The organism is Variovorax sp. 160MFSha2.1 (assembly GCF_048305075.1).
In the GTDB taxonomy this organism is placed as follows: domain Bacteria; phylum Pseudomonadota; class Gammaproteobacteria; order Burkholderiales; family Burkholderiaceae_C; genus Variovorax; species Variovorax guangxiensis.
In genome coordinates, this window is sequence record NZ_CP157624.1 from 4,709,159 (window position 1) to 4,735,305 (window position 26,147).

The window sequence follows — 26,147 nt, forward strand, 5'->3', positions numbered from 1 at the left end:
CTTCGCCGGTGTAGCTCAGTCGGTAGAGCAGCTCATTCGTAATGAGAAGGTCGGGTGTTCGATTCATCTCTCCGGCACCAAATCAAAAGCCCCGCTATTTTTTCGATAGCGGGGCTTTTTGTTTGTTATTAACACTGAGGGGCGCAGCCGTTTGCAATCACTCCGGCCCTGCTGATTCAATCGCCCGAAGCTTTTCGGTCAACGTCAAATTCTTTACGCGAGCGTGTTCGCCGTAATGCACCTCCCGATGACATGCGGGACAAAGGGCGGCGACAAACCGCGGATGGTCAGGGCCACCGTCAGACACCCGCGTGGTGTGGTGCGGCTCCAAGTAAGGAGCCCCTCCGCTTCGATGAAATGGTGCAGGCCGATCGCAAAGCTCGCATTTACCCGCTGCACGCAGAAGCACGTAATCCCGCACCGCGCGGCTGCGTTCGTAAACGGTGCGCCCTCCTTCTTTGCTGTTTTGCGAGCCATCCGCCTTTGATGCGGCAATTGCCCTATTTCTGGACTCTTGCAGCGTCAAATGCTTCACAGGATCATCTGCCGGAGCAAGTTCCAGTTGCTCGAGGCGCGCGACCGGCACAAGCCGAAAAATGATCGCGTTGCGCTCAACGCCGTCTACGTCGAGCGAGCGAACCCAGTCGTGACCGTGATAAACGAATTCCCCAAGGTACTTTTGGCCCTTGCCTTTGCCAATGGTCCGAAACAAGTGCAGCGCTTTCCCTCTAGCTGAGTGATCGCGAACTGCCATGTTGCCCCGGACAAACTTCATGTCGCCCTTCTGGCCCTCGCCAGAAAAAAAGAAGGTGCCTTCGTCATCGAATCGATCCTCATAGCCGTACCGTTCCCCGCTATCACCAGTGAACAAGAACGTCACAGGTGCCTGTGCGGAGTCGGAAATGCCGCCTTGCCGACCACCGCCGAACGGAATGTTGAGGTCAGGCCAACGCTGATACGTTTCGCCCAAGACGAAAGACGGGAGTTCTGCAGCAATCGAAGGCAAGGGGAGCGCGGGCTTACTGGCCACGACACCTCCCCTGGAAATTGAGTCGCTCCACCCTATCCAGGGAGAAATGCTTGTCAGGACAGGACTTCCAACGAGTCTGCTTCCTGCAATTTGCCCCGAAATAGCCGTACATCCCCTGGCCTCCTAGTTAACGATTGGCAACACACTTTAACGTCAATCGATTTGGGCAAGTCACAGTTCTCAACGGATCTGGGCCACCGTCGTTTTCAGTCCCCTCTCGCCAGCAAAGCCTCTTGCAAAAATTGCAGCTACTTTGGGCGACCTCTTTTAGCAAATGTGAAATGGCGTCGACCTTGCCAGATACACTTGTTTCGTTGGCAAGGTCCCGATCGGCACGGTTCATGTTCTTCAACATGGGCAAACCGGAGCAACTCGGAGCCGGTTTGCAAAGGGCAACAGGAGAGCCTCACATGACCGATGCAGCTGACGCGACGTCACGCAACGCGCTCGTCGACGTCGCACCGCTGGCCGCTCGCTTGGAGCAATTTGCTGCTGAGCGCGATTGGGCTCAATTCCATTCGCCCAAGAACTTGGTGATGGCCTTGACCGGTGAGCTCGGTGAACTCAACGAAATCTTTCAGTGGATGCCGGAAGAAGCTTCAAGAGGGGCTGGCCGAGATCCACAGACTGCACAGGCCGTTCAAGATGAGCTCGCAGACGTACTGCTCTACCTCGTTCGCCTTTCTTCAGTCTTAGGCGTCGACCTCAACGCTGCTGTTCAACAAAAGCTGGAAGCCAATGCACTGCGCTACCCCGCAGACAAAGTGCGCGGCAGCAGCAAGAAGCACAGCCTGTCCTGAGCCGGCAAATCTGAAGAGGATTGATGTGATCGTCTACGAGGCCGATAAGAAGCAATTTCTCAGCGACAACAACGACAGGGACATAGAGGACGTCATCCTCGCCAAGTACTTCAGCGCCACGGGCCGCAAGGTGCCGGCGTCAGAAATGAAGTCATGGCGGGATTCGCTCGGGTACATGTCGAAGGTGCTCAGCGACTCCGAGATTCCGAATGACGTCGGTGTGGCCGTCGAACTTCACATCCCGCAAAGCTCCAAGCGCATCGACATCAGCCTGACCGGTCGAGGCCACGACAACTCGAAAAATGTCGTGATCGTCGAGCTCAAGCGATGGGACAAGGTGAAGCCTTCGAAAAAGGACGCACTGGTCAAGACCTACCTCGGCGGTGGACACCGAGAAGTCGTTCACCCCTCGTACCAAGCGTGGTCCTATGCTTCTCTGATGGAGGGCTTCAACGAAGCGGTCTATTCCGGCGGCATCTCCGTCCAGGCTTGCGCCTACCTGCACAACTACGACCGCGACGGCATCATCGATTCGGCCCACTACGCCGACTACATCGCAAAGGCACCGCTGTTCCTGCGTGGAGAAACTGAGCGTGGCCTGCTGCGCACCTTCATCAAGCAGCACATCAAGTTCGGCGACCCGAGCGTGCTCTATGAACTGGCCAACGGCCGTATCAGGCCATCGAAGGCGCTCAGCGACAGCCTTGCGGGCCTGCTGAAGGGAAACGCCGAGTTCATCTTGATCGACGACCAAAAAGAGGTCTACGAACACATCTTGGCTGCAGGTCGGTCCGCGTCAAGCACGAACCCCAAGGTGGTGATCGTCGAAGGTGGCCCAGGAACAGGCAAGACGGTTCTCGCCGTCAATGCTCTGGTCGCCTTGATGGGAGCCGGCTTGAACTGCAAGTACGTTTCGAAGAATGCGGCGCCAAGGCGCGTCTACGAAACCAAGCTTGTCGGCACGATGAAACGCACGCACTACGCCAACCTCTTCGTGGGCTCAGGCGGCTTTGTCGACACACCCGCCGACCAGTTCGACGTGTTGATCGTGGACGAAGCGCACCGTTTGAACGAGAAGAGCGGTCTGTACGGCAATCTCGGTGAAAACCAGGTCAAGGAGCTTATTGCCGCCGCCAAGTGCACCGTGTTCTTCATCGATGAGGACCAGCGCGTGGCGCTCAGCGACATCGGCACCAAGAAGACCATTCGCGACTTCGGCATTAACAAGGGCGCCGAAGTGGCCGAGCATGAATTGGCCTCGCAGTTCAGATGCAGCGGCTCGGACGGCTACATCGCCTGGCTCGATGACGCTCTCGATGTACGGGAGACCGCCAACAAGACGCTCACGCCGGCCGAGTTCGACTTTCAAGTCTTCGACACACCCGACGAACTTCATGCGTCGATCGCGGCGAAGAACATGACAGGTACTGCGCGCGTCGTAGCGGGCTATTGCTGGCCATGGACCAGCAAGAAGGATCCAAAGGCCTTCGACATCGTCATCGGTGACTACCGCAAGCGTTGGAACCTCGACGTCGACGGCAGTTTGTGGATCATTGCGCCAAACTCGATCAACGAGGTGGGCTGCATTCACACCTGCCAAGGCCTGGAGGTGGACTACATCGGGGTCATCATCGGCCCGGATTTGATCGTTCGCGACGGGCGTGTCGTGACGGTACCGAAGGCACGAGACCGATTCGACAAGACATTGCGCGGCTACAAGTCTCGATTCAAGGCCAACCCCAAAAGCGCCGCTGCAGAGGCGGATCTCATCATTAAGAACACTTACCGCACATTGATGACGCGCGGCATGAAAGGGTGTTACGTCTACTGCAGCGACGAAGAGACCGCGAGCTATTTTCGCAACCGGCTGTCACCCGGTGCGCTCGCTGTGGTCCAGACCTGAAGATCGACGGTGGGCGCTGGAGCCCTCCGACAGATGAGCTCAGGCCTTCTGCTGATCGATCGCGTGGAGCCTCTTCAGGAGTTCTTGCGTGAGCCGGGCGATGTCATCCGCCAGATCCGCGCCGATCCACATGATGTTGCCCCGATGCCTCGCCCCAATCGCCTCGAACAACTCTTGCTCGTCCCCGTAACAGCAGTTCAACAGAGATCGCAGCTGAGTCAACTTGTTCTCGAGAATGTCGACGGCATCCTGCTGGTTGATTGCATCGGTGGAAATGGGCGAGTTTTGCCCGGCGATAATTCGATCAGCCACTTGATGTGCTCCTTACCAAAGATCTGCACGTTGATTGGTCAGACGGCCATGGTGTTAGCGCACCTTGGCCGTCGCCTTTTGTGCCTCACATCGACATCGCTGCGGTGTGCATCGATGTCCCGCCGTGAGGCGCGGCGGTCGTTCAAATGTATGGGAGAACCTTGCTGGCGGGGGACTCCATGCAGTGAACAAATTGGGGATCGCGCCGACTTTGCGTAGATGACCGCGATCGTTGCGGCGGCGCTCAGGCCTTGATCTGCCTGGCCTTCGCACGGCCAGGCGCACGTCGCGGTGCCTTGTAGTCCGGATCGACCGCCCTGAGTGCCTCAGGCATCTTCTCTGCAATGGCGATCAGCGTCTTTGCGGAGCCTGTCGGTTCGCGGCGGCCCTGCTCCCACTGCTGCAGAGTGCGCACCGACACGCCGAGCAACTTGGCAAAGCCGGCTTGCGACAGGCCGGTGTTCTCGCGTGCAGCAACGAGAGGCGTGTATACCTTGCGCGTCTTCCCGGCACCCATTTCGCGTGCCGACTGCACAAGCAATGCCTCCAAGTCCTGGCTCGCTTCGAAAGCGGCCAGTTCGGCATCACTCATTGGCTTCTTCTGCGGCATCGCGCAACTCCTTCAAAGTTTCGCCGGAGATCGAATCGAGATTCGCTTTGGCGTAGATCAACAACAGGACCACTTCACCGGGCTTCCTGCGGTTGAAGTACACAACCCGCACGCCGCCACTCTTGCCCGATCCGGCTCGGCTCCATCGCACCTTGCGCACGCCACCCGACCTCTGAACGGGATCTCCGGCATCAGGGTTCTCGGAGATGTAGGCTGCAAACTCATCTCGCTCTTCCTCTGTCCAGTAGTTCGGCCATAGCTTCTGGAAGGTTGGGGTTTCAACGACGGTGAGCATGCGCGCAGCAGTACGCCATTGGCGTACATTCTAATCGTGCAGCGTCGTGAACCCATTCACGGAATCAGCACAAGAATGTCGGTAGGGACGGCCAGGAGGCAAATCGACCGCACTGCGCCTATCAAGCGCGCCTCCTGAAACTCGGATCAACACACGAAAGTGCGAGCGACGACCTGGTTGCTGCAGTCCGATGAATGGAAATGCAACGGTCTGTCGCCCCATTTCCCGTCAAACGCAAAAAGGCCCGCCATCGAAACGATGACGGGCCTTCGATTGCAGGCATCCAAATGAATTACGAGCCCGCTTCACTCAACCACCTAGCAGCCAGTGCAGGCACCACGTCCGTCGCCCTGCCCTGCAGGAAGGCGAAGCCGCGCGGCACCTCTTCCATGTCGAGCGCGACAAGCACTTTCTCGGCATTGCGGTCCGCATACCGCACGAGCGACGCCGCCGGATAGACCGCGAGCGAGGTGCCCACCACCAACACGCGCGCCGCGGTGGCCACGTGCTCCTCGGCTTCCTCGAAGTGCTGCACCGCCTCGCCGAACCACACGATGTCGGGCCGCAGCTGCGTGCCGTCTTCGCAGAGTTGCCCCATGGCAATGGGATTTCCGTCGATGCGATAGTGCTTCGGCTCAGGCTCCGAGGTGCCTCGCGCGTAGGCGAGTTGCCCGTGCAGATGCACCACGTTGCGCGACCCGGCACGCTCATGCAGCGCGTCGACGTTCTGCGTGACGATCACGACTTCGTATGCCACCTCGAGCGATGCGATGGCAGCGTGCGCGGCATTCGGCTGTGCCTGCCATGCCTTCTCGCGCCGTTCGTTGTAGAAGGCCAGCACCGCCTCCGGGTGCCGCTGCCAGCCTTCGGGGCTGGCGAGTTCCTGCCACGAGTAGCTGTTCCACAGCCCCTTGGCATCGCGGAACGTGGGCAGACCGCTCTCCGCGCTCACGCCGGAGCCCGAGAGCACGACGATCTTGTTCGGCTTGACCTTGGGTTTCATGCTTCGGTGCTCCTTCTGCGTGGCTGTCGTTGAATTGTGGCTCCCCGAACACGGATCGAACGTGTGACCTGCGCATTAACAGTGCGCCGCATCTACCAGCTGAGCTACCGGGGAAAGATTGGTTGAAGGATGTGTATGGAGGCGCGACCCGGAGTCGAACCGGGCTGGACGGATTTGCAATCCGCTGCACTGCCGCTTTGCTATCGCGCCGGAATCGAGCCTGATGATGGCGTTGGTGGTGGATCGTCTTCGAGTCGAACGAAGTATTCCCGAAGGAGACGGGGTTACAGCCCGCTGCAGTCGCCAGTGCTGCTAACGATCCATCAAAGAGAAAACTCGATCGGTGAATGGCGTTCCGCAGGGGAATCGAACCCCTGGCTTCCTCCTGGACAGGGAGGCACTCTGGCCACTGAGTTAGCGGAACGAAAAGATAAAAATGAAAAGCTGGCAAGCCCTCAAGGATTCGAACCTTGGATCCCGGATCAAAACCCGGTGCCTTGGACCACTAGGCGAAGGGCCGGCAGAAATTGGTTGGCGCGCGCGGAAGGATTCGAACCTTCAACCGTTGGGTTTGGAGTCCAGTGCTCTGCCAGTTGAGCTACACACGCACAAGAAAAAACGAAAAAGAAAAGATGGTCTGGGTGGCAGGATTTGAACCTGCAGCCTCCTGCTTCCAAGGCAGGCCGTCTACCAGATTGACACTACACCCAGAGAAATTGGTGCCCCAGGGGAGACTCGAACTCCCAGAATTCCGCTTCTAAGGCGGACACGTCTACCAGTTGCGTCACCGGGGCTGAAAAGAAAATGTTTGTGGCTGCTGCCGCGAATTTTTAAGGAGCACTCACAAGGCTCGAACCTTGTGCGGGCAGCACGATCGCTGCTCGTGAACGAATGGCATGAAAACGAAGAGGCCCGGAACCTCGCGGTGTCCGGGCCTCTTCTGTTCGAGAGAGAGCTTGGGAGGTCTGCGCCTATGCGCGTCCTCCACCCGGTTGCACCTGATCCTGGTAATCGCACGGCCACAGATTGGCCCGCGGGTTGGACATCGGATACGGGAGTTGATTGAGTTGCTGCTGCAGCAGCGGCTGCAGGCCGAGGCCATCGTGCGAAGCGACGCGCACGAACACGTTGCCGGATGCGGGGCAAGTGCTGTAGATGCGGATCGTTGCGGCTTTCACGTTGGGTCCTGTTGGCGTCGAGTGGGATGGACTGTAAATAGTCTTTACACAATCGTCAACTGCTTGGACAAACTTTTTTCAAGCACCGTTGCTGCGAGCGGCGGACAACGGTGCCTTCAATGCGACGACGAGTGTCGCGTAGCTGCACACTGTCTGTGGGCTTCAATAAGGCGTCCGCAATCAATGACGGCAGCGCAGGCGCCACGCGCTCGTGGAGTTGAATGTCAGTCGCAGAACGCTGCGAGCCCCATGCCCTGCGCCTTCGCTTGGGTCAAGATCGCGTGCATCGACTTGAAGGCCGCGATCTGCGCGTATTGAGCGCCAGCTTCAGGGGCGTTGGCGGTGAATACCTCGAGCATGGTCACGACCTGCTCGACGCTCAACAGCGAATCGTCGAAGTATTCGAGGTTTACGCCTTTCTGGGCACATCTGTCCAAGAGGGCTCCGATTGCGCGATGCGCATCCCGATCGACAGAGCCCGCATGCTGGAGGCCACGCGGGTCTTTCAGCAAGTGACTGCAGGTCGATTCGACGAAGTAAAGGTCCAGCATTCGGCACTCTATCGGGGCATCCGTTTCGCCAGTTCGGCGCAGGTCAGGCCCAGGCCATCGGCGTGCGTTGCCAACGGCACGCCAAGCTTCTTTTCCAGGCTCCCGAGCCACTGGAGGAAGCCGACGGTGTGCACTTCGTCGGCCTCGGTCATCTCGAAAATTCCGTTGCTCGCATGCGACCGCTGGACGATCTCGATGAGGGAGATGAACGACGCCAGATCCTTCGCGATGTCGGTGATGTCCAGCGCGCGTATAGCGCGGATCAGGCTCAGCTCTTCCTGCAGCGGTATCACGGTCGGCTGCGTTGCCCAATGTGCCGACAGCTTGCCGGGGGTCACCGCGGTCACGGGCCTACAGGCTCTCGAAGAAGTAGGCGAGCACGGTGTCGTCGACGAATCCCTTGTCGAACATTTCGTCCGAAAGAGACCGCGCGGCATCGTCGAAGGAAATCCGGTCGAACTTCCGGTCTTGCAGCATCTTCACGAATGGTGCGCACAGCTTGGCAAGCGCCGCGTTGTCGACGGCAAGCTGCCTCACACCGCCGGTCATGATGTACGGCAAGACCACGAAAACGCGCAGGTCGAAGCGGACATAGAAGCGCGCCTGCATTTCCTTGCTGAACTCGCAATTGATCAGGTGCGAGTACCGATCATTTTCCGGGCGATCCACCGTCACGCGCGCCTTGTTCGCGCTGAAGGCTTCGTGCAGGGCGTCCAGCTCGGGCGTTGCCTCGTCCGGCAGCGGCGCAAATTCTCTGGCCGCTGCGAAGGCTTCAAGTTTTCGAATCGTCTGTGTCATTGAGGAAATTGCGTCACCACGTCTCTTGGCCCCTGATTGTGGCCTCCACCGGCTCGCTCGAGAACAACACGCCCGCCGGTTACGCGCGTGACGTTATCCGAACCGCGCCCCGTGACGCGACCTAGGTCGGCGTTCTCGAAGCGCAGCCGCGACACGTTGGGTGCCCCTTGGCGCGTTACGACGGTGCCCGGCGCATAGATCACTTCGTCGGTAAACTTCTGCCCACCTTCGCCGACGCGGAAACGCCCCTTTCCAGCCTGCGGTACAGAGTTGGCGTGGTGGCGCGAGTCACTCAGATGCTGTCGCGAGTTCGGCGTATACCTGCCGTTCCTCGCAACGGAAATGGCTTCAATCGGCGTCAGGCCCTTTGCCCGAAGGTTCATGTACCTGTCTTTCAGCGTCTTCGGGCACCAGCCCGACGGGTCTGCCCAGTCGATGGGATTGGCCGCATAGTGGTGGAGGTTGATGCCCCCTTCCAATCCGATCGGGTCTGGGCTGATGAACCGCCCGATGTCCGGGTCATAAAACCGGAAGGTGTTGTAGTGCAGCCCCGTGTCCCGATCCAGATACTGCCCCTGGAAGCGCAGGTTCTGCTCGATGGCCTGGGGCGCCGAGCCGCTCGATACAACAGCCCTGCCGTTCAGCGTCGTGACTTCCCATTGCTCGGTGACGGTCGCGCCCCATGTTCTGTAGCTCGCGCGCCAGCACAGTTGGCCTTCGTTGGTGCTCAGTTCTTCCGGCAGGCCGGTGGTGTCGTTGTGAAAGTGAAGGACCTGCGCCCCAGCCGATGCCTGGGCGGGCTCAGCCTTCGCATCCAGCCGCGCCACCGGTACGTAGCTATCTGGCTCGTACACATAGCTCACCACCTGCGAGCCCCTGCGCTCCTCGATCAGCCGCATCCCCTCCCAGATGAACCGCGTGCTGCCGAACGCATCGTGCTTCGCCACGCGCCGACCTATCGCGTCGTAGTCGAAGCGCGTGACCTGCGTGGTGGCTTCGGGCGTACCGGGCCGCCGTGTGGTGTGCACAGCCGCGAGGCGGCTTTCGTCATCCCACTCGAAGCGCTGGTCGGTGTGCCTGCCCGACAGCTTGCGCACCAGCCGCCCGTGGCCGTCGTAGCTGTAGCGCTTGTCCTCGAACACGCGCACGAGGTTGTCGCGCACGTAGCCGGGCGTGGTTGATGCGTCGAGCAGGTTGCCTGCCGGGTCGTAGGCAAAGCGCTCGCTGTTGGCCGCGCTGCGCACGCTTTCTTCGACGCGGCCGGTGGCGTCGTATCTGTGCGCTGTAGTGCCCTGCAGCGAATGCCGGCTCTGCCTCAGCTCGCCCACAGGGTCGTAGCTGTATTCCTTCATCAACCCATCGAGCAAACGGGTGCCGGGCGTACCGGCGGCGTCGATGGCCTGGCGCCAACTCGGGTCTTGCCTAGTGAATGCCGCGTCCAGCCCGCCGGGGCGGCACCACGACGCGGTTCGCCGGCCCATTGGGTCCAGCGCAAAGCGCGTGTGCAGCGCGCCCTGGCTGCGCGCCACTTCGCGGTGCAGGTCGTCGCGCTCGATGTCGCTGATCAGCTGGTGCACCGCAGGCGCGTCGCCATGCTGCTGCGACAGGTTGACCTGATGCAGATGCCCGGAGCCGTAGTACAGGTAGTTCAACGCGCGCTGCACGCCCGGCTGTGAGGCGATGGCAGGCAGCACGGTCTGCGTGCGGTTGCCGAGTTCGTCGTGCGTGTGGCGCAGGGTGTGGGACTCGCCGGTGATCTCGTCGATGGCCGTCTCTTCGACGAGCCGCCCGAGCTTGTCGTACACGAACACGGTGCGATGCAGGGCGCGCGGTTTGTCATCCGTAACGGGTTGCGGCGCTTCCAGCTTGATCGCTTCGATCAGGCGGTCCAGCTGGTCGTAGCTGTAGCGGTAGCGGCGGCTCCCGGTGCGCTTCTCGACGAGGCGACCCACGGCGTCGCGCAGCAGTTCGGTGCGCAGGGGTGCGGCCGGCCGATGAGGCTCGGCGTCGTCGTGCAGCGCGAGGTCGTCGTCGCCGATGCCTGGTACATGGGTGATGCACACCGGCCAGCCGTTGGCGTCGTATTCCACCTGCACGCGCGTACCGCCCACGCGGCGCTCTTCCACCACGCGGTCGGCGGCGTCCCGCACGAACTCGAAGTGCAGGCCGTTCTCGTTGACGAGCGCCTGCAGGCGCTGGGCGCTGTCGTAATGCCAGGCGATGCGGCGTCCCTCGGCGTCCTGCCGCACCAGCGGCTGGCCGCGCAGGCCGAGCGCGAAATGCGTGCTGCGGCTCAGCGCATCGGTGGCGGCGACGATGCGGCCGGCCGCATCGCGGCGCAACGACTGGTGGCTCTGGTCGGGCTGCGACACCGACAGCAGCCGCCCCATGGCGTCGTGCGTCAATCGCGTGCGCTGGCCCATGGCATCGGTCACGGTCTGCAGGTGGCCCCAGCCGTCGTATGCGTAGCGCGTGGACTTGCCGGAGCAGTCGGTCAGCGAAAGCAGCTGCGCGCAATCGTTCCACGTCATGCGGTTGGTGCCGCCCTTGCCGTCGGTCACCACGATCGGCAGGCCCCGCCTGTCGTAGGCGTACTCGGTGGTGTGGCCCAGCGGGTCGGTCTCGCGCACCAGGTTGCCCTGGTCGCTGTAGGCGTAGGTCCAGGTGCTGCCGTCCGCGAGGGTCTGCCGCCAGGGCTCGCCGAACTCGGTCCAGCCGGTGCTCTGCGTGCGGCCCAGCGCATCGGTGCGGCTGGCCATGAAGCCCATGGGGTCGTAGGTGCAGCGCGTGGTGGCACCGCCGGGCTCGGTGATGGCGACTAGCTGGCGCAACTCGTTGTACTGCGCGTGCCATTGGCGGCCCGTCGCATCGACGTAGTCGGTGACCTGTTGGTCGGCATTCCAGTGCCAGGCGTACTCGCGTCCGAGCTGGTCGACGACCAGTGTCTGGCCCAGCGCCAGCGCGTCGTCCGCGGCAGGCGGCACGCGCCGGACGGTGTAGCTCTCGCCGTCGTTGGTCCAGTGGCGGACCACGTGGGCTTCGCCGCCCTGGCCGCGCCACTCGTAGCGGCATTCCAGCCCTGCGGCGTCGGCATGGAAGTCCATGAGGCCCTGAGCGTCGTAGCCGAAGCGGCGCACCACCGCGCCGTTGCGGTCGGTCACCTCGAGCAGCCTGCCTTCGGCGTCGTGCCTGTAGGTCACAAGCAGGCCCGGCAGCTCGCCGGATGCGCCGGCGGCCAGGCGCACCGCGCCCACCCGGCGGCTCTCGCCCGCGTACTCGAGCGCCAGCAGCCGGCCGGTGCTGTCGGTCAGCTCGACCAGCCGGCCCAGCGCGTCGTGGCGCAGGTCGATGAAGTTGCCGTTGCGGTCTTCCAGCCGCGCGAGCTTCAGCGTCTGGACGCGCGACTCGCCTTCAATCGGCGGCTCGAACAGGAAGAACAACCCGCCCGGCACGTGGATGAAGTAATGGCCGCCTTCGGTGCGGCACAGGTCGAGCCCGTCGCGCAGGCTGTACTGCCGCGTGCCGGGCTCGATGTCGGGCAGCACCATCGGCCGGCCCTGCTCGTCGATGAGCGTGACCACGGGCTGGCCTTCGTCGTCGCTGCCCAGCCGCAGTTCCATCGAATAGGGCAGGCTCCAGCCCTGCCCCAGCGGGCCGTCGCGGCGCAGGTCGTGGCTGCTGTAGAAGCGCTGCCATGCGATGGGCAACGGCCCCGGCAGGCTGAAGTCGAGCTCGCTCTCGCCGCCCAGGAACTTGCCGCCCGTGGCCGCATGCACCGGATTGCCGAAGGAGCTGACCATGCCGTGGATGCCCATGCCAAGCCCCACCGCTCCTTCGATCAGGCAAGGCAGCGCGTTCTTGCCCTGCCGCGCGAGCTTGGGCAGGCAGCGCAGGCCGCGGTAGATCATGACCACATTGAAGATGGTCACCAGCACCTTGGAGATGAGCGGCACCTCGTCGGCCACCTCGCGCACGCGCGCGGTCGGCCCGCCGATGAAGACCGTGGGCGCCCCGTCGCTCACCTTGGCGCCGCACTCGGTGTGGTCGTCCTTGCGCGAGGCCACGCCCATGTTGATGAACACGGTCTCCGCGCCCTCGGCAAGAAGAATCTGCGGCGAGTCGTTCTTGCAACTCACCGTGTCCATGGGAGCGTCGGGCGAGGCCCGCGCCGCGCCCAGGGCCTTGCCGCCGATGAACACGTCCGACGATCCGCTGGTGATCATCCCGGTCACGGTGAGCGTCTCGGGCACCAGCGCATCGGCGATCGACTCGCCCAGGCTCGCGCCGACGTAGCCGCCGGCCATGCGCGCGCCCACGACCACCGCGCCCGCCACCAGCGGCCCGGCGAGCCCGCCGGTGCCAACCACGGCCGCCGCTGCCACGCCCACCGCGAAGCCCACGGCGATGCCGCCGATCAGTCCGCCGGCGAACTTGGCCCAGAAGCGCGCGTGCGCGTTGGTGTGGGCAATGGGGTCGTGCAGGCGTGCAGCTGCTTGGCCGGCCATGGCGCCTCAGGCCCTCGGCTGGAAGCTCTCGAGCACGCGCCGCCACAGCACGACCGCCTCGGCATCGAAGGGCACGGGGCTGCTGGCCGTGAGGATCAGCACGCTCCTGCCGCCCGGGTCCTGCGGCAGCAGGAACACGGCCTGGCGTTGATGCAGCGCCTGGCCGTTCTGCTTGAACTGCGTGGCGAGTTCGATGGCATGCAGGCTCGCGATGGCCGGGCCCACGGCAATGTCGGTGCGCGACACCTCCTTGAGCTGGTTCACCTGACGCGTCAGGTCGTTCATCTGCCGCGTGACGAACTGCGCCAGGGTTTCCTGCGTTCGCAGCGCGTCGCGGCTCACGATGAGCGTGGTGCCCGAGCCGTCGGGCATCGCGAGGACGTTCATCGAGCGGTCGATGCGGCCGTCTTCGGGAATGTCGAACTGGCCTTCGTTGAGGTGGTAGCGCATGCGTTGATCCGGTTCCCCTCAGGGCGAAGGACTCGGTGAGTTGGATGGCGGCGAGGACGCGGCTCCAGCGCCTTGCCCGACTGCAGTTCGCAGCTTCTCTCGAAGCTGCACGATTCGCGAGTGGAGAACATCTCGTTCAAGGCTTGCCGCAACCGCTTCACGGCCTTGCGCGGCTTCATCGGCGGCGAGCACCAACGTCATTCCGCTCGAATCGATGGCGTCGGGAGACAGGTATCGATCGCCGATGTTCTGCAGGCCGAGCGCAAGATGGCGGCGCGCGGCAGTCCAATCCTGCCGTGCGATCGCCTCGTCGCAGACGCGGAGAATCGTTTCGGCGGTATGTGCGAGGGCTTCTTCGTCGGTCATGGGAGCTACGGCCATACGCGATTGAGGACGCCACCACTGCCCTGGTAGTAGGCCAGCTTCAGCTTCTCGGCCGTCTCGCGCGCGGCGATGCGCGTGGCCGTGGGAAAGCTCGTCTGGCCCGTTCCCTGTTTCATCAACTCCGCGATCCTCGCGTTCTGCGCGGCATTGAGCAGCTTCGAATCGACGGACGCCGGCGTCTGGGCGGTGCGCATGTACATGAACTGGTCAGCACCGCTCTGGGCGAGGATGACGTTGTGCTGCTTGTTGATGAGATAGCCCGCATCGCCACCACTCAGGGAGACACCGGTGTAAGGGCCTTTCGGATGAGAGTGAAAGACGCCCAGCACCTCCTGGTCGCGGGAAACCGACAGGTTCGGCACGGCATGGTCCGACGCCCCCGCGACGGGATTGACGAGCGCAATGTTCCCTTGCCCATTCGCTACAAGCGTGTTGGCCTGCTCCTGGGCCACTCCGTTCGGGAAGCTCTTGTTCCACTGCCTCGTGAAGTCATTGTTGAACTCCGTGAAGTTCACCTGCGCGGGCGTCAGGTTCGGCGAGGGGGGCACCGCGAGGTTGGCTGCGGTGACAGGCGGCTCTTCCGCCGGGGTCGGAGCGAAGGCGGGTTGAGCTTGCGCTTTTGCCGCGGACGCTTGAGGAGCCGGTGCGGTCCCGCTGGCCGCGGGGACGGCGACCCCTTCTTCCTCCGGAGGAGCCATTCCCTCGGGCGCATCGCAATTCAGGAAGATCTTCCCGCCCCGCTGATCCAGGTTGTCCGTGAAGTTCACCAGCCCCTTCACTCCGTTGATCTTCACGGTCCCATCGGCCAGCAGCACGATCGACGACTTGCCGCAGATCAGCGAGATGCTGGTCTTCGCGGTGACGAACACGTCCTGCTCCGCTGCCTGGATCACCACCGACTTCTGCCCGGTGAGGTTCGCGTTGGCCGCGGTGGAGGTGACGGAGGCGTCGGTCTTCGACACCAGGTTGATCGCACCGGCGCTGGCGTGCGAGACGATGTCGCCGTCGGACACCACGTTGATCTGCCCGCCCTCGCTCACCTGCGTGAGCATGCCCTTGGCGGCGAGCTGCGTGAGCTGGGCGCCGGTGGTCATGGTCAGCGCCGAGACGGAGCGCATCGACACGCTCTGCCCCGAGCTCACCACGATGGGCCGGGGGCTGATCATCGTCTGGCCCTCGGGGCTCACGATGGAGACCACCGGCTTGTCGATCTTGCGCGAGAGGTCGAGCATCTGCTGCGCGTCTGCCATGGCCGGATCGGGGTCGTCCGAGACGCCGGCCTCGGGCGATCCGCCGGCCGCCAGCGCGGCGACGGCCTGCGACACGCCGCCGAGCGACTGCACGCCCTGCACCAGCCCCGAGAGCGTCTGGTTCTTGCCCTGGGCCATGGCGCTCACGAGCGATTTCGTCGCGGCCACGGCCTGCCCCGCCGCCTGCATGAGCGCGTTGCTCTGCGCGAGCGTGGCGCCCATCTGCTCGTGGCCATCGGGGTTGTCGCGCGAAGTCTTCTGCGCGAAGTCCTGCGTGTAGGTGGTCAGCAGAAGGCCCTTGTCGGCGCGGATGGAGCCCCACTCGTTGGTGCGCAGCTCGAAGCCGTAGCTGCGCTGCACACCCGAGCCCTGGTTCATCAGATAGCCCATGTGCAGATGGGTATTGCCGTGGTCGGTCGACAGCTCGATGTGCTCGGTGCCGCGGCTGTCCTCGAAGCGCAGCATGTGCTTGCCGCCGCCGCCCTTGCTCCAGTGGGTCTGGAAGCCGGTCTGGGTCTTGTGGCGCGGCAGCTCCCACGGCGGCATCTGCGCGGCGTTGTAGACGCAGCCGGTGACGATCGGATGGTCGGGGTCGCCGTTGAGGAAATCGACGATCACCTCCTGGCCGATGCGCGGGATGTGCATCGCGCCGTAGTTGCTGCCGGCCCAGGTCTGCGAGACGCGGATCCAGCACGAGGAGTTCTCGTCGCGCTTGCCGTAGCGGTCCCAGTGGAACTGCACCTTGATGCGGCCGTACTGGTCGGTGTGGATCTCCTCGCCCGCCGGGCCGACCACCACCGCGGTCTGCGGCCCGGTGGTGCGCGGCTTCGGCGTGACGCGCGCTGGGCGATACGGCGCACTGTCGGGCAGCACCTCGAAGCTCTGGCGGTAGCTGGTGCTGCTGGTCGACTCGCTGTAGGCGGCGTCCGCCGCGCCGACCACGCGCAGCGCGTTCTCCTGGAAGTCGTACGTCACGGCCTCGATCAGGTAGCGGCGGTTCTCCTGGGCGTTCGGGTGGCGCGCCAGCTCGAAGAGGTAGCCGGGCGCCATGTGGCGCAGGTTGCCCTCGGCACTCACCAGCTCGCGGCGCCCCGCGAGCTGCTCCAGCCGCAAGCGCGCGTAGTTTTCGCCGTCGGCCAGCTCGGTGTAGCCGCCGGGCCAGTCGTAGATCTCGAAGCTGTCGCGGCTGTGGCCGGCCGGCTGCTGGCGCACGGTGTCTATCTCGGCGTTCGGCTTCCTGAAGTCGTAGTCGTCGGCCGCGAAGTTGCCCGATGCGATGTCCTCCGAATGGCTCCAGCTGTCGATGAAGTCCTGCTCGAGGATCTGCGCGGCGAGCACGCCCGCGTGATAGGGCACCCTCACCGGACCGGCGGACAGGTCGGTGTGCGAATCGGCACCGTCGCACAGCACCAGCTGATGGCTGCCCTGCGCATGCGAGAAGAAGTAGTAGATGCCCTCCTGCTCCATGAGCCGGCTGGCGAAGTTGAAGTCGCTCTCCGAGTACTGCACGCAGTAGTCCCAGGTGCGGTAGCTGCCGCTCAGCCGCGCGTCGATGGCGAAGCCGTAGGGCGCGAGCACCTCCTGCAGGATCTGCGGGGCGGTCTTGAACTGGAATATCCTGAAATCGGAGCGACGGGTGGCGTACCACAGCCAGGGGCGCAGCGTGGCCTCGTACACGCACATGTCGCCGTCGTCCTTGCCGATGTAGGCGAAGCGCGTGACCTGCCCGCTCAGGAAGCGGCTGCCGGCGCCGCCGAGTTCGGTGGCGAGGTTCACCTCGATGCTCATGTCCTCGCCCAGCATGCTCCGGGGCTGGATGTTGGGCATGTCGCTGATGAGCCGCACGCGGTGCTCGAACAGCGCGGAAATGCGCTCCTGCCCCGTCATCGAGCGGAACTTCAGGCGCTCGCCCAGCGCGCTGTGGGCGATGAAACTGCGGGTCATTCCTGGAAAGCTCCCTGGTCAATGAACCCGGCGCGGGCCGCACGAGCGGCACGCCGCGCCGGGCAAAGGGAGTTCAGGCCTCCTTGTTTTCCTTGATGTTCCAGCCCAGCACCGTCTCGGCGCCCTTGCCGCCCTTGTCGGTCTGCTCCCAGTACTGCTGCTTCACCTTCGCGGCCTGGAACGAGTACTGCACGAACACCGCGTCCGAGCCCTGTTCGGCCGTGTACTGCACCGAGGTCACCAGCACTTCTTCGAGCGTGACGCGCGTGTACTCGATCTGCGAGCCGCCGGCCTTGCACACCGACACTTCCACCTTGCCCAGGTGCTTGCCGCTCGCGCAGTTCTTCATCACCGAAGGCGCCGCCTTGTCGATGCGCGCCAGCACCTGCAGATCGTTGAAGCTCGCCTTGCCGACACCGCCGCCACCACCGCTGACCATGTTGCCGGGCTGCGTGGCGCCCCATGCGAACGACTTGATGTCCGTCCACTCCTTGTGGTTCGAATCCTTCGATTCGCCGTTCGCGCCTTCAACGCGCATGAACATGTCTACTGCCATGAGATCAACTCCCTCGAAATTGCGTGCCCGCCCCGGGGGCACATTGGAACCAGCCGCCCTCCCGGCAGGAGGACGGCAACGAATCGGAAGGCTCGGCCGGCGCTGGTGACACAGCGACGGTGGCCTTTTTCCGAAGCACAACGCTTCAGCGCACGAACATTAATCGAGGGGTTCGTGCGCAACCAGTGCCGAACGGCATGCGCAAAAAGAACTACCAAAGCCGGCGTTTGGTTCCCGGGATCACATCCTGTACTGTTGCGGGCGCACCCTCCCCACATACCGTCCCATCCATCCAGGAGCCCGCATGGCGTCGTCCACACCCGCTGCACACCCGCACTACGACCGCCTGATCGCCGCAGCGCGCGGCCTGCCCTCGCTGCGGGTCGCGGTGGTGCACCCTGCCAACGCGGCCTCTCTGGAAGCAGCGCTGGCGTCGGCGTCGCTGGGCCTGATCGTGCCGACGCTCGTGGGCCCTCGCGCGAAGATCGAGGCAGCCGCGCAAGAGGCTGGCATCGACCTGTCCAGGATCGCGATCGTCGACGCGCCTCACAGCCATGCCGCCGCCGATGCGGCCGTGGCCATGGCGCTGCGCGGCGAGGTCGATGCACTGATGAAGGGCAGCCTCCACACCGACGAGCTCATGGGTGCCGTGGTGCGCCGCGAAGGCGGGCTGCGCACCTCGCGGCGCATCAGCCACTGCTTCGTGATGGACATTCCGGGCCATGCGCAGCCGCTGATCATTTCGGACGCGGCCATCAACATCGCGCCCACGCTCGAGGAGAAGGCCGACATCGTGCAGAACGCGATCGATCTTGCGCACGCGCTGCACATGCCGGCCGTGCGCGTCGCGATTCTTTCCGCGACGGAGACGGTCAACGCCAAGGTGCCTTCCACGCTCGACGCCGCGGTGCTTTGCAAGATGGCCGACCGCGGCCAGATCACCGGCGCGGTGCTCGACGGCCCGCTGGCCATGGACAACGCCATCGACGCCGAGGCCGCACGCATCAAGGGCATCGTCTCGCCGGTGGCGGGGCGCGCCAACGTGCTCATCGTGCCCGACCTCGACGCGGGCAACATGCTCGCGAAGAGCCTGACCTTCCTCGGCGGCGCCTATGCCGCGGGCATCGTGCTGGGGACGAAGGTGCCGGTGATCCTCACGAGCCGGGCCGATTCGGAACCGGCCCGGCTCGCCTCGTGCGCCGTCGCGTCCATGCTCGCGAAAGCGGGGCGCGACAAGCTCATCAAGGCGGTGGGCTGAGCCCGGCGCTCAGCGGGCGCCGGCCACGATCGCGATTCCCCTGATCTGGCCCGCGGACGGCGCCCGCTCGGGCTTCGGATAGCGCGCCGGCGCGAAGCGGTGCAGCAACTCGGACTCCTGCATCTTCGCGGCCTCGACGTTCGCGAGCTTGACGTGGCCGAAGCCGCGAATGGACAGCGGCAGCGCCGCGATGCGCGCAGCCGTCGCCTGGTTGCCCGCCGAGAGTTCGCCCGCCATTGCTTCGAGCAGGCCGTCGAAATGCGAGATCAGCTCGCGCTCCATGCGCCGCTCCGCGGTGCGTCCGAAGATGTCGAAGGCCGTGCCGCGCAGCCGCTTGCCATGCGCCAGCCAGCGCATCGCGGGCAGCATCCAGCTTCCGATGCGGATCTTGGCGGGCGCCTTGCCGTGCGCGCCACGCGAGAGCACCGGCGGAGCCATGTGGAATTCGAGCTTCAGGTCGCCTTCGAACTGCTCGTTGAGCTTCTGCAGGAAGGCGCCGTCGGTGTAGAGCCGCGCCACTTCGTATTCGTCCTTGTAGCTCATGAGCTTCAGCAGGCTGCGCGCCGCGTTGCGCGTGAAGGGCAGGCTCGCGTCGCCCCCCTGCAGTGTGGCCTCGCGCTCGCGCAGGCTGCGAATGCGAGCCTCGAAGCGGTCCGCCCATGCGGCGTTCTGGTAGCCCGTGAGATGCCGGCGCGCCTCGGCGATCAGCACGTCGAGCGGTCGCTCGTCGAGGGAAGAAGCCTGCGCATCGACGGGCGCCGCGCGCAGCGCATCGAGCGCCTCGGGGTTGCCGGCCGCGAGCCGCCCCAGCGAAAAGGCCGACTGGTTCGCGGCCACCGCCACGCCGTTGAGCTCGATCGCATGCATCAGCGCCTCCAGGCTCAGCGGCACCAGCCCGCGCTGCCACGCGTAGCCGGCCGCGACGATGTTGGCGGCCAGCGTGTCGCCGAGGAACTCCTCGGCCAGACTCTGAGCGTCGAAAGTCTCGACCTGCTCGTCGCCAGCCACGAAGCGCATCTTCTCCAGCAGAAGGTCGACATGCAGGTCGGCATCGGGGTTGCGCAGCGACTCGGCCACCGGAATCTCGTGCACGTTCGTGAGCACCCGCGTGCGTCCGTGGCGCACGGTCTGCAGCGCGTCGGCCGATGCGCCCACCACCACGTCGCAGGCGAGGATGGCGTCGGCCTGCTGCGTGTCGATGCGCACCTGGTGCAGCCGCTCGCGCGAATCGGCTAGGCGCACGAAGCTCAGCACCGAGCCGCCCTTCTGCGCGAAGCCCATGAAGTCGAGCACGCTCGCGGCCTTGCCTTCGAGGTGCGCGGCCATGGCGATCACCGCGCCCACGGTCACCACGCCGGTGCCGCCCACGCCGGTCACGAGCAGGTCATACGGAGCGGTCCAGGCGTGCTCCGCCGGGTACGGCAGCGCGGCCACGCGGTGCAGGAAGGCATCGCGCCCCGACGCGAGCGCACCGCTCTTGCGGCGCAGCTTGCCGCCCGTGACGCCCACGAAGCTGGGGCAGAAGCCCTTGGCGCAGGAGTAGTCCTTGTTGCAGCTGGTCTGGTCGATCTTGCGCTTGCGGCCCATCGGCGTCTCGTGCGGCAGCACGGCCACGCAGTTGCTCTGCACGGTGCAGTCGCCGCAGCCCTCGCACACGGCCTCGTTGATGAACAGGCGCTTCGGCGGATCCGCCAGCTCGCCCTTCTTGCGGCGGCGGCGCTTCTCGGCGGCGCAGGTCTGCTCGTAGATGAGCACCGTCACGCCCCCCATCTCTCGCAGGCGGCGCTGCACCTCGTCGAGCGCGGCGCGGTCGTGGAACTCGGTGCCTTTCGGAAAGCGGTCCTTGATGGCGTCGTACTTGCCGATGGCGTCGCTCACCACCACCACCTTGCTCACGCCTTCCGACTCGACCTGCCGCGCGATGGCGTCCACGCTGATGACGCCGTCGACCGGCTGCCCGCCGGTCATGGCCACCGCGTCGTTGAACAGGATCTTGTAGGTGAGCGTCGCCTTGGCCGCCACGGCCTGCCGGATCGCGAGGTAGCCGGAGTGGTAGTAGGTGCCGTCGCCCAGGTTCTGGAAGACGTGCGGCGTCTTCGTGAACATCGCGTGCGAGATCCAGTCCACGCCCTCGCCGCCCATCTGGATGAGACCCGCGGTGCTGCGGTCCATCCAGTTCGCCATGAAGTGGCAGCCGATGCCCGCGCGCGCGGTCGATCCCTCGGGCACCTTGGTGCTGGTGTTGTGCGGGCAGCCGGCGCAAAAGTACGGCAGGCGCTTGACCGCGTCGCTCGCGTTGGCCAGCAGCTCGGGCGGCGTGAAGTCGCGCACGTGCTGCAGGTGGTCGCCCAGGTCGTGGTTGTCGGGGAAGTGCACGGCCAGCCAGTGCGCGACCAGCTCGATGAGCCGCGAGGGCCGCAGCTCGCCCAGCGCCGACACCAGCGGCTGGCCTTCGCGGTCGTGCTTGCCCACGAGCACGGGACGCGCATCGGGCGGCGCGTTGTAGAAGATGTCGCGCAGCTGCGTCTCGACCACCGCGCCCTTCTCCTCGACGATGAGGATCTCTTCCAGCCCCTGCGCGAAGGCCTTGATGCGCGTCTGCTCCACCGGAAAGCTCAAGCCCACCTTGTAGAGCCGCACGCCCGCGCGGGCCAGCTGCTCGGGCGAAAGCTCGAGCCGGCGCAGCACTTCCATGAGGTCGTGGTGCGCCTTGCCGCAGGTGACGATGCCGACCTTCGCGTGATCGCTCACGATCACGTGGCGGTCGATGCTGTTGCGCCTGGTGAATGCGGCGACGGCCGCGAGCTTGTCTTCGAGCCGCGACTCGATGCGCAGCGAAGGCAGGTCGGGCCAGCGGTAGTGCAGGCCGTCCGGCGGCGCATGGTGACCGGTGGCGGCGCTCACCGCATCGGCGTCTTCCCATGCGCTGACGCGAGCATTGATCGCGTCCAGGTCCACGGTGCCCGCGCTCTCCACCACTTCGGACAGCGCCGCCATGCCGACCCACGCGCCCGAATAGCGCGAGAGCTCGTAGCCGTACAGCCCGAACTCCAGGTACTCGGCCACGCTGGAAGGCTGCAGGATGGGCATGCGCCACGCCATGAAGGCGTGGTCGCTCTGGTGCGGCATCGACGACGAAACGCAGCCGTGGTCGTCGCCCGCCACCACAAGCACGCCGCCGTGCGGCGAAGAGCCATACGCATTGCCGTGCTTGAGCGCATCGCCCGCACGGTCGACGCCGGGACCCTTGCCGTACCACATGGCGAACACGCCATCGACGGTGCGCTCCGGGTCCGATTCCACGCGCTGCGTGCCCAGCACCTGCGTGGCCGCGAGCTCCTCGTTCACGGCCGGCACGAAGCGGATGCCCGTCTGCTTGAAGCGCTCGCCGGCCTTCCAGATCGCCTGGTCGACCATGCCCAGCGGGGAGCCGCGATAGCCGCTGATGAAACCCTGGGTGTGCAGGCCGCGCTGCGCATCGCGCCGGCCCTGCATCACGAGCACGCGGATCAGCGCCTGCGTGCCGGTCAGGAAAACCGAGCCGGATTCGGCCCAGATGTTGTCGGAGAGTTGGTAGCCGGGCCGTCTTATCGCGGTGGCATTGAGTGGGGCATTCATGCCCGGAATTGTTCTGCCGCCTTCCGAGGGAGTGCTTCTTCAATGCACTAGCGCAGACCCTTGTTTGAAGAAGAATTCACCTTAAAACAAGACAAAAAAAGAAGGTTTTATTTTTTATTTCTTCAGATCCCGAGAAAACACCAGTCTCCCGGCGCTACCTCATCTTCCGGCGCCCGCGTGCCGCGCCCGGAACTCGCCCGGCGTCATGCCTTCGAGCCGCCGGAAGTGGCGGTTGAAGTTCGAGAGGTTGTTGAAGCCCACCTCGTAGCAGATGCTGCTCACGTGCTGGCGCGTGGAGGTCAGCAGGCCGCAGGCCTTCGCCAGGCGCAGGCCGATGATGAAGTCGGTGAAGGTCTTGCCGGTCGCGCGGCGGAAACTGCGCGACAGCGAGGTCCGGCTGGTGCCCACGAGCGCGCTGACTTCCGAAAGCGACAGCGGCTGTGCGTAGTTGTTCCGGATGTGATGCAGCGCTCTCTGCACGTGCAGCGTGCGGCCCGGCCCGGCGGCGTCCGCGTGCACGGGGGTTCGGGCCAGCAGCCGGTAGTCGGTCCACTGCGAGAGCTCATTCAGCACGACGGTGAATGCCGAAAACCGTGCCAGCCCGTGCAGCGTCGAAAGGCGCCTCAGCTTGGTCAGCGTCTCCGGACCCAGGCCGACGAAATGCACGCCCTGGCGCGCGCGCGAAAGAAGCGGCCCGACGTCCGACAGCTCCGGGAATATCGTCGCACCGCGGCGCAGCGGCTCGTCGCTGAAGCGCAGCACCAGCCCGTCATCCGGCTCCGCTCGATACGCCAGCCTCAGTGTCCGTGGCAGCAGGGGCCCGAGCAGCACGACCGCGCCGGGTGCGAGCGTATGCGTCTCTTCGCTCGCGCCGCTGCCGATGCGCAGGCATGCCGGGGCGCTTCCGATCAGGTGCAGTTCGTGGTCGTGAAGGCAGTTGCGGGAGTCGAAGCTTCGCCCCGCGAACGGGCTCGGCTCCTCGCAGAGAACGGTGGCATTGGCGTCGGACATTCGATTGCGATCCACAAGGCCTCGTGACGATGGCGCGGCGGCCGCATCTGCGGTCAGTCGCGCGAGCGCATCGCGAAGAAGCCCCCGGCCACCAGGATGAACGCCCCGATGATCACCTTCTGCCAGGTGCTGGGCACCCCGGCCAGGATCAGCACGTTGTTGATCAGCGTGACCAGCACCACGCCCAGCAGCGTGCCGCCCACGGTGCCGCTGCCGCCGGTGATGCGCGCGCCGCCGAGGATCACGGCCGCGATCACGTCCAGCTCGTTGCCCACCAGGTCGAAGGGGTTCGCCAGCCGCGTGCTCGACACGTGCACGATGCCCGCCAGCCCCGACAGGAACCCCGCGTACGCGAACACGAAGACGTGCACCGTGCACAGGTTGTAGCCCAGCCGCTCCGCAATGGCCAGGCTGCCGCCGATGGCGTACACCGCGCGGCCGATCAGCGTGCGGTTCAGCAGCCACCAGGTCAGCACCGCCGCGAACACCAGCACCAGTACGGTGGCCGGCAGCACCACGTGCAGGCCCTGAGGCGTGTCGAAGCGCCACAGCGCCAGCTTGCCGAAGGAATCCATCGGCGCCGGCACGTTCATGAAGAACACGGTGCCCACGAAGGTCAGCAGGATGCCCCGGTACAGGTACTGGGTGCCGATGGTGACGATGAGCGAAGGCGCCTTGAGCCAGTGCACCAGCAGCCCGTTGATCACGCCCAGCAGCGCGCCGCTCGCCGCGCCGGCAACCAGCAGCAGCGCGATGGGCGCGTCCGGAAAGTAGTTCAGCACCAGCTTGGTGATGCTGTACATCGTGAGCGCGGCAATGGCCGCGAACGACACGTCGATGCCGCCGGCCGCCAGCACGATCAGCACGCCCAGTGCGAACAGGCCCAGCACCGTGCAGGCGCGCACGATGTCGAACAGCACCGGCAGCTGGAAGAAGCTCGGGTTGATGGCGCCCACGGCCAGGCTCGCCAGCACGATCAGTGCGAGCGTGAAGACCGAGGGTCGCTGCGCGAGCCAGGCGCGCAGCGAGACCCGCGCCTGCGGCGGGTGCGGAGCCGATTCAGGCGCGGCCGGCGCGGACTGCGCTTGCATGGTGGAAGCCGTCATGAGAATGCGGGAGAAGGTGTGTCGGAAACCAGCGCGTGATAGAGGTCGCTCTCGGCGAGCCCCTGCGCGTCGAAGTCGTTGGCGATGCGGCCCTTGCGCATCAGCAGGATGCGGTCGCAGTTCTGCAGCAGCTCCTGCAGGTCGTCGCTCACCAGGATCACGCCCAGGCCCTGCTCTGCCAGCCGCTGCACGATGCGGTAGATGGTGTCCTTGGAGCCCACGTCCACGCCAACGGTGGGGCCGTGCAATATCAGCACGCGCGGCCCGATGGCCAGCCAGCGCCCGATGAGCACGCGCTGCTGGTTGCCGCCCGAGAGCGACTGCACCGGCCGGTCGACGTCGGGCGTGGCGATCTGCAGGTCGGCCACGGTGCGCTCCGCCAGCGCCTGGCACTGGGTTGTATCGAGCGCGCCGAAGCGCCCGCGCAGGCGGTTGAGCACCGCCGTGACGATGTTGTCGCGGATCGGCTTGTCGAGGAACAGGCCCTCGCTGAGCCGGTCTTCAGGCACGTAGCCGATGCCCTGGCGGATGCCGTCGGTGGGCGTCTTCAGCGCGATCTCCTTCGCGTCGAGCAGCACGCGCCCGCGGTCGGCGCCCTGCACGCCGGCCAGCGCCAGCGCGAGCTCGTTGCGGCCGGAGTCGAGCAAGCCGGTCACGCCGAGGATCTCGCCCTTGCGCAGCGTGAAGCTCACGTCGCTGAACTGCGCGCCGCGGCCCAGCGCCTCGACCTTCAGCAGCTCCTCGCCGCCGTGCGAGCCGTGGCGGTAGCGCTCGCCGTCGAGGTGCTTGCCGGTCATCCAGTGCGCGATCTCGGCCTTGGTGAAGTCGCGGATCGGGCCCTGCGCCACCTTCGTTCCGTCGCGGAACACGATGGCCTGGCCGCCCATGGCCATGCACTCGTCGAGCTTGTGGCTCACGAAGAGCACGGCCACGCCCTGCTCGCGCAGCGCCTCCACCACGCGAACGAGGTTGTCCACCTCCTTCTGCGTGAGCGAGGTGGTGGGCTCGTCCATGATGACCATGCGCGCGCGCGTGGCCACCGCGCGCGCGATGGCCACGAGCTGCCGCGTGGCGATGGGCATCTCGTCCACGCGCCGCGCGAGGAAGGCCGCATCGGTCGGCAGCTTCACCGCCTCCAGCGCGCGCGCGGCCGTGGCCGCGAGCGCCTTGCGGTCGAAGCGCCGCGCCAGCCTGCCGCCGGTTGCAACCAGCTGCTCGCTGAGCGCGACGTTCTCGGCCACGCTCATGTTCGGCAGCAGCGACAGGTCCTGGTAGACCGTCTCGATGCCGAGGCTGAGCGCCTGCAGCGGCGACAGCGAGTCGTACGGCTGCCCGTCGATCACGATGCGCCCCTGGCTCGGCGGCTGCGCGCCCGAGATGATCTTGATCAGCGTGCTCTTGCCGCAGCCGTTCTCGCCGAGCAGGTGGTAGATCTCGCCGGCCTCGATGCGCAGGTCGATGCCGCGCAGCGCGTGCACGCCCGCGAAGCGCTTGTGCACGTCCTGCACTTCGAGGAACACCCGGCGCCCGGCCGGTGTGTCGGCCGGGCTTGCTTGCGTGGAAGGCGCGGTCAGGGTCATGGCTG

General features: G+C 65.1%; 21 protein-coding genes and 8 tRNA genes. 4 read left to right on the top strand and 25 right to left on the bottom strand.

All coding sequences use genetic code 11. The features are described from left to right. The first annotated feature begins 4 nt into the window (after positions 1–4). Positions 5–80: transfer RNA gene (locus tag ABL838_RS21405), tRNA-Thr, on the top strand. 77 nt (positions 81–157) lie between these two features. Here ABL838_RS21405 and ABL838_RS21410 read toward each other — a convergent pair. Then, the gene (locus ABL838_RS21410; RefSeq protein ID WP_418121783.1) at positions 158–1,006 is read right to left on the bottom strand and encodes an HNH endonuclease; all 849 of its coding nucleotides are present in this window, start codon (positions 1,004–1,006) and stop codon (positions 158–160) included. Between the two features lie 434 nt (positions 1,007–1,440). On the opposite strand from ABL838_RS21410, the gene ABL838_RS21415 reads away from it, so the two are divergent. Both ABL838_RS21415 and ABL838_RS21420 read left to right on the top strand, forming a co-directional pair. Continuing rightward, entirely contained in the window at positions 1,441–1,830 is a 390-nt protein-coding gene (locus ABL838_RS21415; RefSeq protein WP_418121784.1) for a nucleotide pyrophosphohydrolase, read from the top strand. Between the two features lie 25 nt (positions 1,831–1,855). Continuing rightward, positions 1,856–3,733 carry a DNA/RNA helicase domain-containing protein gene (locus ABL838_RS21420; RefSeq protein WP_418121785.1) on the top strand — a complete coding sequence of 626 codons (1,878 nt, stop codon included), beginning with the start codon at positions 1,856–1,858 and terminating at the stop codon, positions 3,731–3,733. Positions 3,734–3,772: 39 nt separating this feature from the next. On the opposite strand, the gene ABL838_RS21425 is transcribed toward ABL838_RS21420, so the two are convergent. The 20 genes from ABL838_RS21425 to ABL838_RS21520 all read right to left on the bottom strand — a co-directional run bounded on the left by ABL838_RS21425 (position 3,773) and on the right by ABL838_RS21520 (position 17,569). Beyond that, positions 3,773–4,045, bottom strand: a complete 273-nt coding sequence (locus ABL838_RS21425) for a hypothetical protein (RefSeq protein ID WP_418121787.1) — start codon at positions 4,043–4,045, stop codon at positions 3,773–3,775. A gap of 244 nt (positions 4,046–4,289) precedes the next feature. After that, a complete protein-coding gene (locus tag ABL838_RS21430) occupies positions 4,290–4,655 on the bottom strand; it encodes a helix-turn-helix domain-containing protein (RefSeq protein WP_418121788.1) in 366 nt (121 codons plus the stop codon). Beyond that, complete coding sequence (locus ABL838_RS21435) at positions 4,630–4,950, bottom strand: type II toxin-antitoxin system RelE/ParE family toxin (RefSeq protein ID WP_418121790.1); 321 nt, start codon at positions 4,948–4,950, stop codon at positions 4,630–4,632. The genes ABL838_RS21430 and ABL838_RS21435 overlap by 26 nt, the downstream gene beginning before the upstream one ends. A gap of 292 nt (positions 4,951–5,242) precedes the next feature. After that, complete coding sequence (locus ABL838_RS21440) at positions 5,243–5,953, bottom strand: SIR2 family NAD-dependent protein deacylase (protein WP_418121792.1); 711 nt, start codon at positions 5,951–5,953, stop codon at positions 5,243–5,245. A gap of 37 nt (positions 5,954–5,990) precedes the next feature. Next, positions 5,991–6,067, bottom strand: a tRNA-Asn gene (locus ABL838_RS21445). A 22-nt stretch (positions 6,068–6,089) separates the two neighbouring features. Next, positions 6,090–6,163, bottom strand: a tRNA-Cys gene (locus ABL838_RS21450). A 138-nt stretch (positions 6,164–6,301) separates the two neighbouring features. Beyond that, positions 6,302–6,377, bottom strand: a tRNA-Asp gene (locus ABL838_RS21455). A 21-nt stretch (positions 6,378–6,398) separates the two neighbouring features. Next, positions 6,399–6,473: transfer RNA gene (locus ABL838_RS21460), tRNA-Gln, on the bottom strand. Positions 6,474–6,485: 12 nt separating this feature from the next. Then, positions 6,486–6,561 (bottom strand) — tRNA-Trp (locus ABL838_RS21465). 25 nt (positions 6,562–6,586) lie between these two features. Then, positions 6,587–6,664: transfer RNA gene (locus tag ABL838_RS21470), tRNA-Pro, on the bottom strand. Positions 6,665–6,670: 6 nt separating this feature from the next. Further along, a tRNA-Leu gene (locus ABL838_RS21475) sits at positions 6,671–6,747 on the bottom strand. A 177-nt stretch (positions 6,748–6,924) separates the two neighbouring features. Then, complete coding sequence (locus tag ABL838_RS21480) at positions 6,925–7,131, bottom strand: hypothetical protein (RefSeq protein ID WP_184641658.1); 207 nt, start codon at positions 7,129–7,131, stop codon at positions 6,925–6,927. A gap of 224 nt (positions 7,132–7,355) precedes the next feature. Beyond that, positions 7,356–7,682: a hypothetical protein gene (locus ABL838_RS21485; RefSeq protein WP_418121794.1), complete on the bottom strand. Its 327-nt coding sequence runs from the start codon at positions 7,680–7,682 to the stop codon at positions 7,356–7,358. A gap of 8 nt (positions 7,683–7,690) precedes the next feature. Beyond that, a complete protein-coding gene (locus tag ABL838_RS21490; protein WP_418121795.1) occupies positions 7,691–8,029 on the bottom strand; it encodes a hypothetical protein in 339 nt (112 codons plus the stop codon). A 4-nt stretch (positions 8,030–8,033) separates the two neighbouring features. Next, positions 8,034–8,480, bottom strand: coding sequence for a hypothetical protein (locus ABL838_RS21495; RefSeq protein ID WP_418121797.1), 447 nt, complete (start codon positions 8,478–8,480; stop codon positions 8,034–8,036). Next, the gene (locus ABL838_RS21500) at positions 8,477–12,985 is read right to left on the bottom strand and encodes an RHS repeat-associated core domain-containing protein (RefSeq protein WP_418121799.1); all 4,509 of its coding nucleotides are present in this window, start codon (positions 12,983–12,985) and stop codon (positions 8,477–8,479) included. Before ABL838_RS21500 ends, ABL838_RS21495 begins: the two co-directional genes overlap by 4 nt. 6 nt (positions 12,986–12,991) lie before the next feature. Beyond that, on the bottom strand, positions 12,992–13,435 hold the full coding sequence (locus ABL838_RS21505; RefSeq protein ID WP_418121801.1) for a DcrB-related protein: 444 nt from the start codon (positions 13,433–13,435) through the stop codon (positions 12,992–12,994). 18 nt (positions 13,436–13,453) lie between these two features. After that, positions 13,454–13,801 carry a hypothetical protein gene (locus ABL838_RS21510; RefSeq protein ID WP_418117249.1) on the bottom strand — a complete coding sequence of 116 codons (348 nt, stop codon included), beginning with the start codon at positions 13,799–13,801 and terminating at the stop codon, positions 13,454–13,456. 5 nt (positions 13,802–13,806) lie between these two features. Further along, a complete protein-coding gene (locus ABL838_RS21515) occupies positions 13,807–17,013 on the bottom strand; it encodes a type VI secretion system Vgr family protein (RefSeq protein WP_418121803.1) in 3,207 nt (1,068 codons plus the stop codon). 73 nt (positions 17,014–17,086) lie between these two features. After that, on the bottom strand, positions 17,087–17,569 hold the full coding sequence (locus tag ABL838_RS21520) for an Hcp family type VI secretion system effector (RefSeq protein ID WP_369661437.1): 483 nt from the start codon (positions 17,567–17,569) through the stop codon (positions 17,087–17,089). Between the two features lie 304 nt (positions 17,570–17,873). On the opposite strand from ABL838_RS21520, the gene ABL838_RS21525 reads away from it, so the two are divergent. After that, entirely contained in the window at positions 17,874–18,827 is a 954-nt protein-coding gene (locus tag ABL838_RS21525) for a phosphate acetyltransferase (RefSeq protein WP_176667263.1), read from the top strand. A gap of 9 nt (positions 18,828–18,836) precedes the next feature. Here the strand turns inward: ABL838_RS21525 and ABL838_RS21530 are convergent, their stop codons facing one another. The 4 genes from ABL838_RS21530 to ABL838_RS21545 all read right to left on the bottom strand — a co-directional run bounded on the left by ABL838_RS21530 (position 18,837) and on the right by ABL838_RS21545 (position 26,142). Next, positions 18,837–22,445, bottom strand: a complete 3,609-nt coding sequence (locus ABL838_RS21530) for an indolepyruvate ferredoxin oxidoreductase family protein (RefSeq protein ID WP_418121804.1) — start codon at positions 22,443–22,445, stop codon at positions 18,837–18,839. Positions 22,446–22,604: 159 nt separating this feature from the next. Beyond that, the gene (locus ABL838_RS21535) at positions 22,605–23,456 is read right to left on the bottom strand and encodes a helix-turn-helix domain-containing protein (protein WP_418121805.1); all 852 of its coding nucleotides are present in this window, start codon (positions 23,454–23,456) and stop codon (positions 22,605–22,607) included. 53 nt (positions 23,457–23,509) lie between these two features. Continuing rightward, the gene (locus ABL838_RS21540; protein WP_418121807.1) at positions 23,510–24,562 is read right to left on the bottom strand and encodes an ABC transporter permease; all 1,053 of its coding nucleotides are present in this window, start codon (positions 24,560–24,562) and stop codon (positions 23,510–23,512) included. After that, positions 24,559–26,142: a sugar ABC transporter ATP-binding protein gene (locus ABL838_RS21545; protein ID WP_418121808.1), complete on the bottom strand. Its 1,584-nt coding sequence runs from the start codon at positions 26,140–26,142 to the stop codon at positions 24,559–24,561. The genes ABL838_RS21540 and ABL838_RS21545 overlap by 4 nt, the downstream gene beginning before the upstream one ends. Positions 26,143–26,147 lie beyond the last annotated feature (5 nt).

Coding starts and splice junctions, on each gene's coding strand:
- ABL838_RS21415 (WP_418121784.1), top strand. CDS start 1,441: ATGACCGATGCAGCTGACGCGACGTCACGCAACGCGCTCGTCGACGTC.
- ABL838_RS21430 (WP_418121788.1), bottom strand. CDS start 4,655: ATGCCGCAGAAGAAGCCAATGAGTGATGCCGAACTGGCCGCTTTCGAA.
- ABL838_RS21435 (WP_418121790.1), bottom strand. CDS start 4,950: ATGCTCACCGTCGTTGAAACCCCAACCTTCCAGAAGCTATGGCCGAAC.
- ABL838_RS21440 (WP_418121792.1), bottom strand. CDS start 5,953: ATGAAACCCAAGGTCAAGCCGAACAAGATCGTCGTGCTCTCGGGCTCC.
- ABL838_RS21485 (WP_418121794.1), bottom strand. CDS start 7,682: ATGCTGGACCTTTACTTCGTCGAATCGACCTGCAGTCACTTGCTGAAA.
- ABL838_RS21495 (WP_418121797.1), bottom strand. CDS start 8,480: ATGACACAGACGATTCGAAAACTTGAAGCCTTCGCAGCGGCCAGAGAA.
- ABL838_RS21500 (WP_418121799.1), bottom strand. CDS start 12,985: ATGGCCGGCCAAGCAGCTGCACGCCTGCACGACCCCATTGCCCACACC.
- ABL838_RS21505 (WP_418121801.1), bottom strand. CDS start 13,435: ATGCGCTACCACCTCAACGAAGGCCAGTTCGACATTCCCGAAGACGGC.
- ABL838_RS21510 (WP_418117249.1), bottom strand. CDS start 13,801: ATGACCGACGAAGAAGCCCTCGCACATACCGCCGAAACGATTCTCCGC.
- ABL838_RS21515 (WP_418121803.1), bottom strand. CDS start 17,013: ATGACCCGCAGTTTCATCGCCCACAGCGCGCTGGGCGAGCGCCTGAAG.
- ABL838_RS21520 (WP_369661437.1), bottom strand. CDS start 17,569: ATGGCAGTAGACATGTTCATGCGCGTTGAAGGCGCGAACGGCGAATCG.
- ABL838_RS21525 (WP_176667263.1), top strand. CDS start 17,874: ATGGCGTCGTCCACACCCGCTGCACACCCGCACTACGACCGCCTGATC.
- ABL838_RS21530 (WP_418121804.1), bottom strand. CDS start 22,445: ATGAATGCCCCACTCAATGCCACCGCGATAAGACGGCCCGGCTACCAA.
- ABL838_RS21535 (WP_418121805.1), bottom strand. CDS start 23,456: ATGTCCGACGCCAATGCCACCGTTCTCTGCGAGGAGCCGAGCCCGTTC.
- ABL838_RS21540 (WP_418121807.1), bottom strand. CDS start 24,562: ATGACGGCTTCCACCATGCAAGCGCAGTCCGCGCCGGCCGCGCCTGAA.
- ABL838_RS21545 (WP_418121808.1), bottom strand. CDS start 26,142: ATGACCCTGACCGCGCCTTCCACGCAAGCAAGCCCGGCCGACACACCG.